The sequence below is a fragment of the Pelagibius sp. 7325 genome, from assembly GCF_037652055.1.
In the GTDB taxonomy this organism is placed as follows: domain Bacteria; phylum Pseudomonadota; class Alphaproteobacteria; order Kiloniellales; family Kiloniellaceae; genus Pelagibius.
The window spans coordinates 1-13,701 of record NZ_JBBKAH010000002.1; the positions used below are offsets into that span (position 1 = coordinate 1).

Annotated in this window: 7 protein-coding genes; 3 read left to right on the forward strand and 4 right to left on the reverse strand. The window is 59.9% G+C overall.

The genetic code is table 11. The annotated features are described in order from the left end of the window. On the reverse strand, positions 1-6,556 hold a 6,556-nt coding region (locus WDC82_RS01935; RefSeq protein ID WP_340115568.1), incomplete at its 3' end, for a calcium-binding protein. 3 nt (positions 6,557-6,559) lie between these two features. Between WDC82_RS01935 and WDC82_RS01940 the strand changes: the two genes are divergently transcribed. Then, on the forward strand, positions 6,560-7,036 hold the full coding sequence (locus WDC82_RS01940) for a hypothetical protein (protein WP_340115569.1): 477 nt from the start codon (positions 6,560-6,562) through the stop codon (positions 7,034-7,036). A 1,222-nt stretch (positions 7,037-8,258) separates the two neighbouring features. On the opposite strand, the gene WDC82_RS01945 is transcribed toward WDC82_RS01940, so the two are convergent. From WDC82_RS01945 to WDC82_RS01955, 3 genes are all read right to left on the reverse strand, one after another. Beyond that, positions 8,259-8,903 (reverse strand): hypothetical protein, encoded by a 645-nt coding sequence (locus WDC82_RS01945; protein WP_340115570.1) that lies wholly within the window; start codon positions 8,901-8,903, stop codon positions 8,259-8,261. Beyond that, the gene (locus tag WDC82_RS01950) at positions 8,900-9,463 is read right to left on the reverse strand and encodes a toxin-activating lysine-acyltransferase (protein ID WP_340115571.1); all 564 of its coding nucleotides are present in this window, start codon (positions 9,461-9,463) and stop codon (positions 8,900-8,902) included. The genes WDC82_RS01945 and WDC82_RS01950 overlap by 4 nt, the downstream gene beginning before the upstream one ends. Positions 9,464-10,249: 786 nt before the next feature. Then, positions 10,250-10,642 carry a VOC family protein gene (locus tag WDC82_RS01955; protein ID WP_340115572.1) on the reverse strand — a complete coding sequence of 131 codons (393 nt, stop codon included), beginning with the start codon at positions 10,640-10,642 and terminating at the stop codon, positions 10,250-10,252. 264 nt (positions 10,643-10,906) lie between these two features. Between WDC82_RS01955 and WDC82_RS01960 the strand changes: the two genes are divergently transcribed. Then, entirely contained in the window at positions 10,907-11,272 is a 366-nt protein-coding gene (locus WDC82_RS01960; RefSeq protein WP_340115573.1) for a HigA family addiction module antitoxin, read from the forward strand. A gap of 894 nt (positions 11,273-12,166) precedes the next feature. Beyond that, complete coding sequence (locus tag WDC82_RS01965; protein WP_340115574.1) at positions 12,167-13,699, forward strand: ATP-binding protein; 1,533 nt, start codon at positions 12,167-12,169, stop codon at positions 13,697-13,699. Positions 13,700-13,701: the final 2 nt, after the last annotated feature.

The following is a 13,701-nucleotide window of genomic DNA, read 5'->3' on the forward strand; positions in this document are numbered from 1 at the left end:
CGGCCGGGTCAACATCCTGCAGGACGAGCTTATCCGCCGTGCCAGAGTTCTGCCACTCGACAATCGTGTCGTTGCCGTCACCGCGGGCGTAGATGAAGGTGTCGTTCCCACTCCCGGTGCCACCATACAGAACATCATCACCGCTACCGCCAGTGATGATGTCACTGCCTTCCCCGGCGTTGATGGTGTCGTTCCCAGCGTACCCCAAAATTATATCTTGGGCATTCGACCCGGCAATTACGTCGTCACCTTCAGTTCCTGCAACCGATATAAGCATCTCTCTCAGGTCGGCGCGGGTCCAGGTGGTGCCGTCATCGAAGTGAATCTCGTCGATGCCCCGGCTGTACCACTCGTCGAGGTTGGCTATCAGCAGGATGGAGCCCCCGTCACCAGCGCCTGGCCCCGACTCGGCGATCACCAGGGTGACGTCGTTGCCGTTGCGCAGCAGCGACACCGCGGCCGGATCAACATCCTGCAGGACGAGCTTATCCGCCGTGCCAGAGTTTTGCCACTCCACAATCGTGTCGTTGCCGTCACCGCGGGCGTAGATGAAGGTGTCGTTCCCACTCCCGGTGCCACCATACAGAACATCATCACCGCCACCGCCGGTGATGATGTCACTGCCTTCGTCCCCGTTGATAGTGTCGTTGCCGGCATACCCAGATATGGTGTCTGAGAACTCTGACCCTGTGATTGCGTCATTGCCAGCTGTTCCTTCGACCGTTAAGAGTGCCTCTCTCAGGGTTTCCCGGGTCCAGATGGTACCGTCGTCGAAATGAATCTCGTCGATGCCCCGGCTGTACCACTCCTCCAAATTGTTCCTCAGCACGATGGAACCGCCGTCACCGGCGCCCGGCGTTGACTCCGCAATCACCAGGGTCACGTGATTGCCGGCGCGCAGCAGTGAAACTTCACCCGGATCGATGCCCTGCAGGAAAAGCTTGTCGGCGGTGCCGCCTGGCGCCGAGCTGTAACGGTTCTCCTCCTCGACAATGACATCGTCGCCGTCGCCGCGGGCGTAGAAGTAACTGTCGTTGTGGTAGCCGCCCGCCAGGCTGTCGTTGCCGAGGCCGCCGGTTATACTGTCGTTGCCGCTGCCGCCGTTGAGGGTATCGTTGCCGGCAAAGCCGTCGATGACATTGGACGTGTAGAGACCCGGGATCGCATCGTCGCCGTCCGTTCCCTGCGTGATACGGGCGGTGCCGTCCGCGACGCCCCATACCGTGCCGTCAGAAAAGTGGAAAGACTCGACCCTGTTGTATTCGCTGCCGAATTCGTTGTTGATCCGGAGGCTGTCGCCGGTTGCCGTGACAGTGAAGATCAACGCACTGCCGTCGCTCGAGACCGTCAGGTCCTCCGGTGCGATGCCCGGGCCAAAGAGAATGCGGTCAGACGAGCCCGCGAAGATGCTAACCTCGGAATCGCTGACTACATCGTTGCCATAACCAACATCGAAGACATAGGTGTCGCTGCCGTCGCCACCCGCCAGGGTATCGTTGCCGGCGCCGCCGTCGAGCGTATCGTTGGAATAGAAGCCCTGCAGATTGTCGTCGCCCGCCGTACCCTGGAGCAGGATCAACTGGATGTCCCAGGCGTCCCAGACTGAGCCATCGGCGAAGGCCAGGGACTCCACCTCCTGCATCCGGCTGCCGAGGTTGTTCCAGCTGAACTGGCCCTGGATAGTCAACTGGTCACCTGAACCGGCCAGATCGATGATGAGACTGCTGCCACTGCGCGAGAGGATGACGTCTTCCGGCGCGATGTCGTCGGAAAAGACGACCTGGTCACCCTGATCGGCGAAAATCGAGGTCGCGTTGTCGTAGATGATGTCGCTGCCGGACCCGGTGCCGAAGATATAGATATCGCCTCCGTTACCACCCTGCAGGTAGTCGTCGCCGGCGCCGCCGTCCATGATGTCGGTGCCGGAGAACCCGACCAGCGTATCGTTGCCGCTGGTCGCCCCGCCGTTCAGCAGCTGATTTTGAATGTCCGAGCGCGTCCAGACCGTGCCGTCATCGAAGCGAATCTCTTCAACCTCATTGTAGCGACTGCCAAGGTTGCTGGTGGCGAACTGACCTAGCACCGTCAGGGTCTCGCCGGTTTGAGTCAGGGTGATGACGAGATCATTGAGGCTGCCGCCAGCCCGTGCCAGTGCAACGTCGGCCGGAGTGATGCCGGCACCGAGTTGGATGACATCTGGCGACTCTGCAAAAATGCTGGTCTGTTGATCCTGGATGGTATCGGCGCCGTAGCCGCTGCCGAAAATGTAGGTGTCACCCCCGTCGCCACCCTTCAGCAGGTCGTCGCCCGCCCCACCATCGAGCGTGTCATTGCTGAAAAAGCCGGCCAGGGTATCGTTGCCCGCGGTACCCTGCAGCAGGAGCTGCTGAATCTCCGCGCGCGCCCAGATCGTACCATCATCGAAGTGGATCTCTTCAACCTCGTTGAATCTGCTCCCCAGATTGCCGGCGTCAAACTGGCCGAGGACGGTCAGCGTGTCTCCGCTGGCGGTCAGGGTGAGGATGAGATTGTCGCCGCTGCGGGCGAGGCTGACATCCGCCGTCGTGATGCCGGCGCCGAGCTCGATGATATCCGGATCGTCGGCAAAAATGCTAACCATCTGATCTTGAATAGTGTCGGCCCCATAGCCAACCCCGAAAACGTAGGTGTCGCCGCCGTCAGCCCCCTTCAGCAGGTCATTGCCGAGGCCGCCGTCCAACCGATCATTGCTATAGAAGCCGTCCAGGGTGTCATTGCCGTCGGTGCTCTGCAGCAGATGCTCCTGAATTTGTGTCCGCCCCCAGACGGTCCCGTCTCCGAACACCAGCGACTCAATTTCGTCGAAGCGCGAACCCAGGTTGTTGGCGCCGAACTGTTCTTGGATGGTCAGTCGTTCGCCGGTGGCGGTCACGTCAATAATGAGAGTGTTGCCGCTGCGGGAGAAGGCCAGGTCGTCGAGGTCGAGGCCGTCCTGGAAGACGATCCGGTCTTGTCCCTCGCCCAGAGGATTGTCCATCCCGTCGTAGATGACGTCCTGGCCGTAGCCAAGCCCGAAGAGGTAGGTGTCGCCGTCGTTGCCGCCGGAGAGAAAGTCGTTGCCGGTTCCGCCGTCCAGGGTGTCCTGATAGTCGAAGCCCCAAATGCTATCGTCGCCCGCCGTCTTGGCGTCGGCCACCATCTTCTCGATGATCTCGTGCCACTGGTAGGTGAAACCATTGTCGAAAGTGACTTCCTCGATGCGGTCGAGCCACTGCTTGCCGAAGGGCCCGGTGTAGGTGGCCTCGAATTGGTTCTGGATGGTCAGGACGTCATCGGTGCCTTCAACCAGGATATCCAGGGTATTCGAGTTTCCGTCACGATAGAAGGTGACGTCGGCCTCGGTGATGCCGTCCTTGAAGACGACCCGGTCCTCATTGCCGGAAAGGATGTTGGGCGCGTTCTCGTAAACGGTGTCGTGGCCATAGCCTGCACCGAAGACGTAGGTGTCGCTTTCCTCGGCACCGACCAGAAAATCGTCGCCGGCGCCGCCGTCCAGGGTGTCGTTGTAGGCAAAGCCCCAGATAGTGTCGTTGCCGTCCGTCTTGGCGTCGGCGACCATCTTCACCATGATGTCCTGCCAGCTGTAGTAGCTGCCGTCCTCGAAGGTGAAGAGCTCGATGCGGTCGAGCCATTGCTTGCCGAGCGGGCCGGTGTAAGCCGCCTCAAACTGGTCGACAATCGTCAGGGCATCGCCGTAGTCGCCGATAGTGATTTCCAACGTATCGGAACCGCCGTTGCGGGAGAATATCAGATCCTCCTTCTCGATCCCCTCGCCGAAGATCACGACATCGGTGTGCTCGATGAGGACATTATCGTTGTTGTCCTCGATACGGTCGTGGCCATATCCCAACTTGAAGACATAGACGTCGCTCTCCACACCGCCGATCAGCGTGTCGTCGCCGGCGCCGCCGTCCAGGACGTCGATCTCGGGCGTACCCTGCAGCAGATCGCTGGTCTCCTGCGGGTCTGCGACCGCCCAGGCGATATCGACCCGGTCCCACACCACGCCGTCGGCGAAGGCGATCTCGGTCACCCCGGTGTCGTCGGACGCATCGCCGCCGAAGAGCCCCGGCTCCCGTCCCTCGAACTGGCGCTCGATACGCAGGGTGTCGCCGGTAGCGGTGACCGTCAGGATCAGGTCGATGCCCTCGCGGTGCGCCTCCACCTCGGTGGAGCCGATGTCGGCGAAGCGGACAAGGTCAGGCCCGCGGTTGGCGACGGGCCCCTCGACATCGTCGATCACGTCGTGGCCGAAGTTCTTGCCGATCACATAGACGTCGCTGTCCTGGCCGCCGCGCAGGGTTTGGTCGCCCGTCGAGACGTAGAAGATGTCGCGATCGGCGGTGCCGGTGACCACGGCATTGTCCGTGGTGTCGTGGATGATCGAATCGGTCGGCACGCCGAGGATCGCGGCGGCGTCGATAATCGGTGCGGCGAGACCCGTGCTCTCGTAGGCGGCCACCACGTTCGCGAAGACGAAGCTGGCGCTCATGGCGCCGTTGCCGTGCTGCTCGAAGTCGGCGTAGACCACGTTGAGGATCTCGCGCCAGTCCTGCAGGTAGTCGAGGGCGCCCTGGGAATCGCCCGGCGCGGCGGCGAAGATCGCCTCGTAGAGCGGGATCAACTCGCGAACCGTCGCCGCCTCGAAGACATCCGTCTCGGGATTGTAGACGACGCCCTCGAAGAAGGACGAAAGCCCGGTCTGCGCCGCCAGGCGCACGGCCACCGCCTCGCCCCAGAAGTCGTAGCGCGCCACCACTTCCTGCAGGAACTCGGCCTGCTGCTCCACGTTCTGGACGTAGACCAGGTCGCCCATGGCATCGACAGTAACGACCAGGTTGTTGAGATCACTGAGCTCGGCGCCGCCGGTCTTGATGGCATAGCCGGCCTTCTGGGTATCGAGAAGGTGGCTCTCGGTGATGCTGCCGGCATGTTCCGCGAGGTAGAGCGAGACGAAGTTCTCGAGGTCGGCATGGGTGGCGCCGGCCGGCGTCGCCTGGCCGAGGCTGATCGCCTCCGCCACCGCCTGGGCCGAGGCCCAGTACCCGCCGTTGGGGTCGTCGACGTAGACGGCGTAGTCGACCGCCGTGCCGTTCGTGTAGAAGACCGCGAAGGACTCCACCATCGCCGCCGCCTCCGCCTCCGCGAAGGCCTCGACCCGCCATGCCTCGCCTGCCCCCGCCGGCTGCGCCAGGATGTCCTCCAGCGTCGGCCGCGCGATGGGATCGCCCAGGCCGTCGAGCACCGCCGCCCCGCTGGCCAGGGTCCAGTAGCCGCCCTGGGCGTCCTCCACGTAGACGCCATGGTCCAGCACCGTCACCTTGCCGTCAGCATTCAGCGACACCTTGTAGGGCGCCTCGGGACGACCTGTCAGGGCAGTGGCGCGTTCGGGCGACCACATCTGCTCCAGGCGCCAGGCCTGACCGGCACCCGGCGCCTGCGCCAGCAGATCGTCCAGGCTCGGCCGGGCGATGGGATCGCCCAGACCGTCGAGCACGGCATTGCCGCTGGCGAGCGTCCAGTAGCCGCCCTGGGCGTCCTCCACGTAGACTCCGTAGTCCAGCACCTCGGCGCCGTTGGCATCGCTCTGCACCAGCACCGGGGCCAGCTCCCGCGAGCCCTCGCTGGCGGCGTTCCACGCCAGCAGCAGGGGCTCAACCGCCGCTGTGAGGGCGTCGAGGTCCACCACATTCAGGTTGGCGCCCACCTGGCTCAGGGTCTCGGCCAGGGAGAGGTCGTTGGAGACGGCGACCTTCAGATCAGTCAGCAGCCCGTAGCCCTTGAGGTCCGGTACGTTTGCCGCCCAGTCGGCGATGCCCGCGTCACCCTGGTACTGGGTGTCGAACTGGCTGGCATCCAGCAGCACGTCATAGACGCCGCCCTGGGTCCCGTCGCCGAAGGTGAAGGTGGACTCCGCGTGCAGCACGTTGCCGCTGGGCGTCTCCGTGTTGATGACGGTGGAATTCAGATCGATGGAGACGATGTCGAGGTCGGCGAGCGTGAAGAGTTCGTCAGCGGTGCTTATGCCGTCCTCGTTCAGGTCGCGCCACACCAGCAGGTCGCCAAACGCCGCATCGAGAGCATCGATGACGCCGTCGCCGTTGCTGTCCAGCGCGGAAAGTTCCGAGAAGCCGGAGACGCCCGGCGCTCCGAACAGCTCGGAGATGTCATCGATGGTGCCGTTGCCGTCGCGGTCCATCGCCAGGAAACCGTCGTCGGAGCGCAGCCAGGCGGTGTGCTCGGCAAAGCCGTCGCCGTCGAGATCGAAGTAGGTATCGGAGGTCTTGAGGCCGGTGAATTCCAGCCCGTCTCCGTCGAGGTCCAGCGCCAGGGGATCGTCGGCAGCGATGATTCCCGCCGCCTTCAGTTGGGCGTCGATGATCTCGCCGAGCGGCGTCTGCTTCAGCGGAGGACGCTCATCAAGGATCTGGTAGAAGGCAAACTCGATGCGTGCCACATAGATGCCGAGGGTATTCTCTTCAGCCAACGGCCCGCCGACATAGTCGGCGACGTACATCTTATGACCAAAAGCTTCGATAACCAATTCGCCGTCGACATTGATGCCGTAGCGAATGAAAGGGAAAAAGCTCTGATAGGCCCACTGCGCCTCTTCACCGCCATAGGCAATACCGCCGGTCAGCGTGAAGATGAAGAACAGAATGCGATCTTGTGCCTCGCCATCGGCGATGAGAACGTCAGGTGCCCAGAAGAAAGTGTCTGCACCTTCATCTCCATAGACCTCCGATGCAAAACTCCACACAAACAGTGCATCATCGCCAGCGCCGCCATGCACGATGGCACCCTCGCCGCCAAGGACGGCAATGATGTCGTTTCCAGCGCCGCCATCGAGAGTAAGCCGCAGATCGTCCTCGGCTGTTGCACTTTCGGGGTCGTCTGGATTGATCGGATTTCCCGAAGCAATGAACTCCGGAGTCCATCCGATTATGAAATCATCACCTCCACCACCATCGAGCGTGCCATAGGTGGAGCTGAATAACCAATCCGTTTGAGCGGTACCTTCAACAGCACTCAAGTCGAAACCCAGCAGGCCGCTTATCGCTCCGACTAATGCGTCACCGAAGTACTCGCCTTCGACAATTCGGGAATCAATCACATCTCCGATCTCGGCAAAGGCGTAGTCAAATACTTCCGGGAACTCGTCGTACAGAAACTCGCCAAAACCTGCACCGGCATAAGAGGCCGCGACGCCAAAGGCAACAGCACTGACAATTGGAACAAGAGGAGCCCAGGCGCCGGCGCCTGCAGCGTACTGGAGACCCAGCGCAAAGCCCATGGCGCCACCGGCGAACCCGCCCGCCGTCTCGAACAGGTAGGAAGCCCAGATTCTATTTGCCGCTTGAGTTTCACCCTGTTCATAGAGATCGCTGGTCTTTTGGACTACGATCGCAAAGGACATTACGTCGCCAATAATTCCTGCCTGGCGTGCGACTTCGAGGGCAGCGCCAAAAATAGGCGCCTTAAATATCAAGCTCTCTCCCTCAAAATCGATCCCCAACTTCTGAAGAAAAGTTCTATCAAACTGATCGACTTCAAAGTTGCTTAGAAACGAACTTTTGAATTTCTCTGAATAGCTTGAATTCCAGAAAGGTGCTTGTTTTAGAGATAGAACATAGGATTTGTAGTCGGCGCCGCCAATCTCCCCACGCGCGAGTAGGTCTTGAAGCAATCCGGGAGTGCCATGATAGGCTGGCGCGAACTGACTATTGGCGGCGAGTTTTGTGGGATCCACAGCACCATGAGTGGTGACGCCATCCATGTACCGATTGTAGCCACCGACTTCGTCAGCAATCAGACGATATTCAGCATTAAAGCCATCACCCAAGTATACCTTCAGCTCGTCATAGAGCGCTGAGTTTGTGTATTGATCCTTCGCGAGCCACTCAAGAGATAACTCGCCAGCGTTCCCTCTATTTGCACTAAGTCCCGGATAGTCGTCAGGAAGCATTGCATCTAGGTGGATGATCTTACTTGAAGCCGGATCCTGGGCATTAAAATTGGTATCATACCATTCCAAGAATGCGACCCGTGTCGGCGCTTGCGGATCCTGAAAGCCCTCTACGATTTCGTTATAAACATCGCCTGTGATCACTACCCTATCGCTTGCTTTGAATAGGAGGTTTAGACCTTCTTGTCCGAGAGCGCCGAGATTGCGAAGAGTAGTTGTATCGACGGAAAGAAGATTATCCACAGCCCGCCCCTCAATCTGATACGACGTGACTTTGTCTAAGAGCCTCGATTACTGCGGAACTATCGAGACTTTTGAAAGAACCTGAGTATAATCCGCGCAGCAGTCCCACGGCGGCACTAAGCCCGCTACGGTTCATCAGCCCGTATTTGTGTCGATAACTCGTTTCAAATTGTGCCAGGACTCCCTCCTTATCAACTTCGCGCACGAGGGAGTCCGGAAAGTCTTTGAGCTGCAAGATTACCGACCGAGACGATGAGTCGGCGTCTAGAGCTTTCGCAAATTCAAGTACCTCTTGCACCGAAGGCTTAACTGGCTTGATCATTGGACCTATCCGACTGACTTTTCGATCAGCAAGAAATGCACCAACGTCTTTAGACCTTAAGCTTTCAAAGCTACCAGCGGCCACTTGGCGCAGGAGACAGGCGGCAAGAGCAAGATGATAAGCGTCTCGATTCCATAGTTCGCCTTGACGATATGCTTCGATGACTGCGGATACTTTAGCAGCTTCGTCCGTCGTGAGTTCGCCGTGATTTCCGACGCGTTCAAAGGCGCTCCTAAGCTCTGGCTCAGCCCACATGCGCTCCGCTAATGCAACAATTTCTTCATCGCTCGCAGGCACTAGGCGCTTTTGATACTCTTCGAGCTCGTCAGTCATTCCACTTCGGCCTCTTTTCCATCGTAAAGGACCCCCTTCCTCACCTGCACCTCGCGGTCCTCGGACAGCTCCGCCTTGACCTTCTCGATCAGGACCGGGGCCTGCGCCGCCGGGGCGACTACGTCGACGATCCAGACGCGCTCGCCGCACTTCCAGTCCTGCGGGCGCAGGCGGAAGTTCGGCTGCTGCAGGCGCTGCTCGGTTTCCTCGTCAACCAAGGCCCAGGAGATGAAGCCGGCAGGGGCGCCCTTGTGCTGTACCAGGCGGTACTGCTGCAGGGCGATGGGCGGGATCACCCGCCATTCGAGGTCGCTCAGCAACAGGTGGCGGTGCTGCGGCGACTGCATGAAGATCGAGACCGTCTGGCCGAAGATCTGCGAGGCTCGCGCAAAGGCCATGCGCAGCAGCTGGTCGGAGCTCGGCCGCGCCTTGCTGCCTTCGGGCCGTCCCGCCGCTGCCGATTTCGCCTGCCCCCCAATTCGCCAGCCTCCATCCCGCATCTCGTCGGACAGCATGGCTTCGTTTTCGGCCGCGGTGGTGGGCCCAGAGGCCTTGGTCATGTCCAGTCTACCCTTTCCAGTACGAAATGACCGATACCAGCGGGTAATGCGGCGCGCCGCCAGGCTGTCCGCACCTGTAGGTCGCTGAAAACCTGTGGTTGTCGCTGAGCTTTTGTGCGCTGCGCCAGGAACGCCTCCTGTGTTCCGATGCGGCGCGACGCGCGCAGACCTCGCCGCCGGCGCGCAAAGCACGCCGCCGAAATGTCATTAACAGTTTGTTTTAGATGACGATTTGAGCGGATACCACGACACTGTTCCAGATCTACTGCCGTCCGGGATTGCCAGCTGCCGCGATGGCAGCGGTGTGCAACAACACTGTCTGGCACCGCAGTTCTCCCCCTGCTTGCATCAGTCGGCCCGCACCACAGTCAATTTAAGGTAGCAATGTTCTTTTTCCGTCGCGACACAAAAAGAACGCGCCGCGTGAAAAAGTTGGGCTCGGCTGTCAGTTGGAAACCCTGCACAGCGCCAAGCCAGCCGTGCGCCAAAGTGCGGCCCCCTCCTTCAGTATTCCAGTCGAGGTCCGGTTGGGGTCAAGGACTGAAACTCTCATGCCGAGCAACTCTATTCTGCACAACCTCTAATAGCCGACATGCCATGGCCCTGACGGTTTTCTCTGCCGGGCCCTGGGCTGTTCTTCCGAAATGGGTTGGCGCCATGGTCGTTGTATCCCAGATAACTGCCGAATTGCCGCAGTGCCGCAAGTCGGCAGTCATGGGCCAATTGCTGACGTGCCGTCTGACACGTCCAAACAGCTACAAGTCCTCGCGCACAATCGAGTCGGAGCTATCGCTTCAGCTCCATTAGGTCCCAACGGTTTCCATAAAGATCTTCGAACACCGCAACGATGCCATATTGTTCTTCCCGAGGTTCCTCGCGGAATACCACGCCTCTTGAGCGATAGGCTTGGTAGTCGCGCCAGAAATCATCGGTATGCAAGAAAAGGAAGACGCGGCCACCGGTCTGGTTCCCGATGCGAGGCGATTGCTCCGCAGATGCTGCCTTTGCCAGCAGAAGCCGAGCCTCGACCGACCCCGGCGGGGCAACCAAAACCCAACGCTTGCCGCCACCGAGGTCAGTATCTTCGTATACCGTGAAGCCTAGTTTTTTGACGAAGTAGGAAATTGCTTCGTCGTAATCACGAACAAGTAGCGCAATATATCCGATATGTTGTGGCATTGTATGACTATGCAACGAGCGACCTAGGTCCGCAACGGGTCAACCAGAGACATGCTCCCGATCGGCACCTGAGCCCAAATGTCTGAATTGGCTTGAAAGCCGACATCTTGACGCGAGGCGCTCAAGCCGACGCCATTCGTTCGCGGCTTACCCGCGGTGGTCAGGCAGCCTTCAAAGAGCACACGATCGCAACCGATCGACCACGTAGCAGGTCCCGCCGGGGTCGGACCAGCCGGCTCGCGGGTTCCCACTCGATGGGCTAGAATGCCTGTTGCCCCACGGACACCTGGAGCGCCGCCCGTGACTCTTGAGACATCTGCTGCTGTCATAGCTCATCCTGGCGAGGTCCTCGAAGCGGAGTTCCTCAAACCGCACGGTCTCAGCCGAGCGCGCTTGGCGCGTGCCATGGGATTTTCCTACGGTCGGCTCACCCGGCTCGCCCAGGGCCGCACCCGCATCAGTGGCGAGGCTGCCTTTCTCTTGGCGCGGGTCTTCCAGACGACACCGGAGTTCTGGCTAAACCTACAGGCACACTACGACCTGGCGCGCGCGCAAGCGCAGATCACGTGCGCTCAGGTCGCGCGCGCCAAAGACTTCGGTATTCAGCTGCAGCGGTCGCGGCGGTGTTGACGGCCGCTTTCCCTCGAGCAGAGGCCGCAGCGCACGTCTGGAGTTAATCGGGCATTGTATCAGCACTGTCCGTAACGGAGTTGGAAGGGAACGGGTGTGGTCCTAGCCGGACCTATCGGGAACGGTCATGGCAACGGCTGGGGAGAATGGTTCTCTGGCCACTGCGCGATTACACCGCTACGGGCTCTGAAGTGGCCTGTTTCCCACACACCTCGTGTTGGAACGTTCGTCAGGGTTCACGAGAGGGCTTGCTCTCCCCAATCGTCCAGGGGGTCCGACGACTCCCGCGGTGCCGTCTCAAATACTTAGACCCTCAATGTCGCCTGATGAGGACAGAGCGGACACGCTCTGTCCTCCTCCCAACGTCCGGGTCGTGCCAAAGGACGACATTTGGGCTCTTACTTCTCGCTCAGGTGCCCAAGGTAGTGGCAGCGCACCTGCACCTCGCATCGAAATGATCGCGGCGCTGGGTTCAAACAAGTCGGCGCAGCTTCGCGGACAAGAATATCAAGCCGGCCAATGCTTTGCCTGATCCGGTACCCAGGCGGACATGGCTTATCAGACGCTGCGAAGCACCCCACCGGCCGCGTTTGACAATTGACTTATCCGTCGACTTGACGCTGATAGAATAGCGACCTTCTCGAACAGTATGCTTAGGTGGTACCCGCTTGCAGGGGGCGTGCCCATGGACGCGCCAAGGTGGTTCTGGCCCTCTGTCTGGTGCACTGCAGTAGAGGCCAGCCGCCAGTTCCAACGCTGCCTCTGTAGGAGGCGTGAAATCCTTTTCCCGGTCGAGCGTGACTCGACAAAGTTCGTCTTTGTTCGGCAGTGGGATCGGCCATGTCACATTCCGCACGAGTACCCTCCGAAACCATTCGCAAGTGGCAGGAGATCGTGAACCTGCTCGCTGAGATAATGCAGGTTCCTGCCGCCCTGATAACTCGAGTCGATCCACCAAACCTCAAAGTCTGCATATCCAGCGAGTCCAAAGGCAATCCTTACAAACCGGATGGAGTCGCACCGCTCGATCAAACCTATTGCCAAACCGTTATGACGACTCGGCAACCTCTTCATGTCGCTGATGCCGTCAAGGGCAACGAGTGGCAGTTAGATCCCTCGGTGACACTGGGGATGATCTCTTACCTGGGCGTTCCGATCACCTGGCCAGATGGCGAGATATTCGGCACGATCTGCGTATTTGACAACAGGCGAAACGAATATAGCGACCTTTACCTGCGGCTTCTCCTGCAGTGGCGCGACGTACTGCAGGATGACTTGAAGACCCTGTCGACTTTGCACAGACAGCTCGAAGAGCGCGACGCGAAGATTCGGCGCTTGGTCGACGCCAACATCATTGGGATCTACATTTGGGATTTTGCGGGCCACATTCTCGAGGCAAACGACGCATTCCTTCGTATCGTGGGCTACGACCGGGACGATCTCCGCTCTGGCCGTCTGCGCTGGTCTGACCTGACGCCACCGGAGTGGCTCGACCGCGACCTCGCGAGATGGTTGCCAGAGCTCAAGACGGCCGGGAGTCTGCAGCCTTTTGAGAAGGAGTTTCTCCGACAGGACGGCAGCCACGTTCCCGTGATGATTGGAGCGGCGTGTTTCGAAGACGGTGGAAGCGAAGGTGTCGCTTTCGTGCTCGACCTCACCGAGCGTCAGCGTGCTACCGAAGCATTGCGCGAGGTACAGGCGGAGCTTGCTCACGTCAACCGCATCGCAACGGTTGGGCAGCTGACCGCTTCGATAGCTCATGAAATCAATCAGCCCCTTGGCGCAATCGTGATCGACGCCAGCAATTCTCTTCGTCACCTCAGCGGGGAAAGGCCCGACTTGCAAAAGGCGCGAAACGCAATCGAACGTATCGCTAGCGATGGGGAGCGAGCTGTAAACGTGATCCGCAGCCTTCGCGCTCTGGCACAGAAAGGCGGCCCGAACATAACCGAAGTTGATATCCGGGATGCTATCGAGGAGGTACTGATGCTCACACTCAGCGAACGACATCGACACAGAGTTGAGCTGCGCACCATGTTGGCAACTGAGGATCGGCTGGTCCTGGGCGATCGAGTTCAGATACAGCAAGTCATGTTGAACTTGATCATGAATAGCATTGAAGCGATGAGCACTGTCATGGACCGTCCGCGAGTGCTGGAGGTTTCCGCCGCACTCTGTGAAAGCGATGGCCTTCTTTTGGTAATAGAGGACACCGGTTCAGGACTAGGCCCGGACATCGCCAACCGCATCTTTGAGCCATTTTTTACGACGAAGCCGAATGGTATGGGCATGGGACTTTCGATCTGCCGATCAATCGTAGAGGCACACGGCGGTCGTTTCTGGGGATCGCGCCGCGCACCGCACGGCGCGACCTTCAAGTTTACGTTACCACGCTTGGTCGCGGAATCCGCGGTCATGACGAAGTAGCA

Coding starts and splice junctions, on each gene's coding strand:
- WDC82_RS01945 (WP_340115570.1), bottom strand. CDS start 8,903: ATGACTGACGAGCTCGAAGAGTATCAAAAGCGCCTAGTGCCTGCGAGC.
- WDC82_RS01955 (WP_340115572.1), bottom strand. CDS start 10,642: ATGCCACAACATATCGGATATATTGCGCTACTTGTTCGTGATTACGAC.
- WDC82_RS01950 (WP_340115571.1), bottom strand. CDS start 9,463: ATGACCAAGGCCTCTGGGCCCACCACCGCGGCCGAAAACGAAGCCATG.
- WDC82_RS01960 (WP_340115573.1), top strand. CDS start 10,907: ATGCCTGTTGCCCCACGGACACCTGGAGCGCCGCCCGTGACTCTTGAG.
- WDC82_RS01940 (WP_340115569.1), top strand. CDS start 6,560: ATGACCAAAAGCTTCGATAACCAATTCGCCGTCGACATTGATGCCGTA.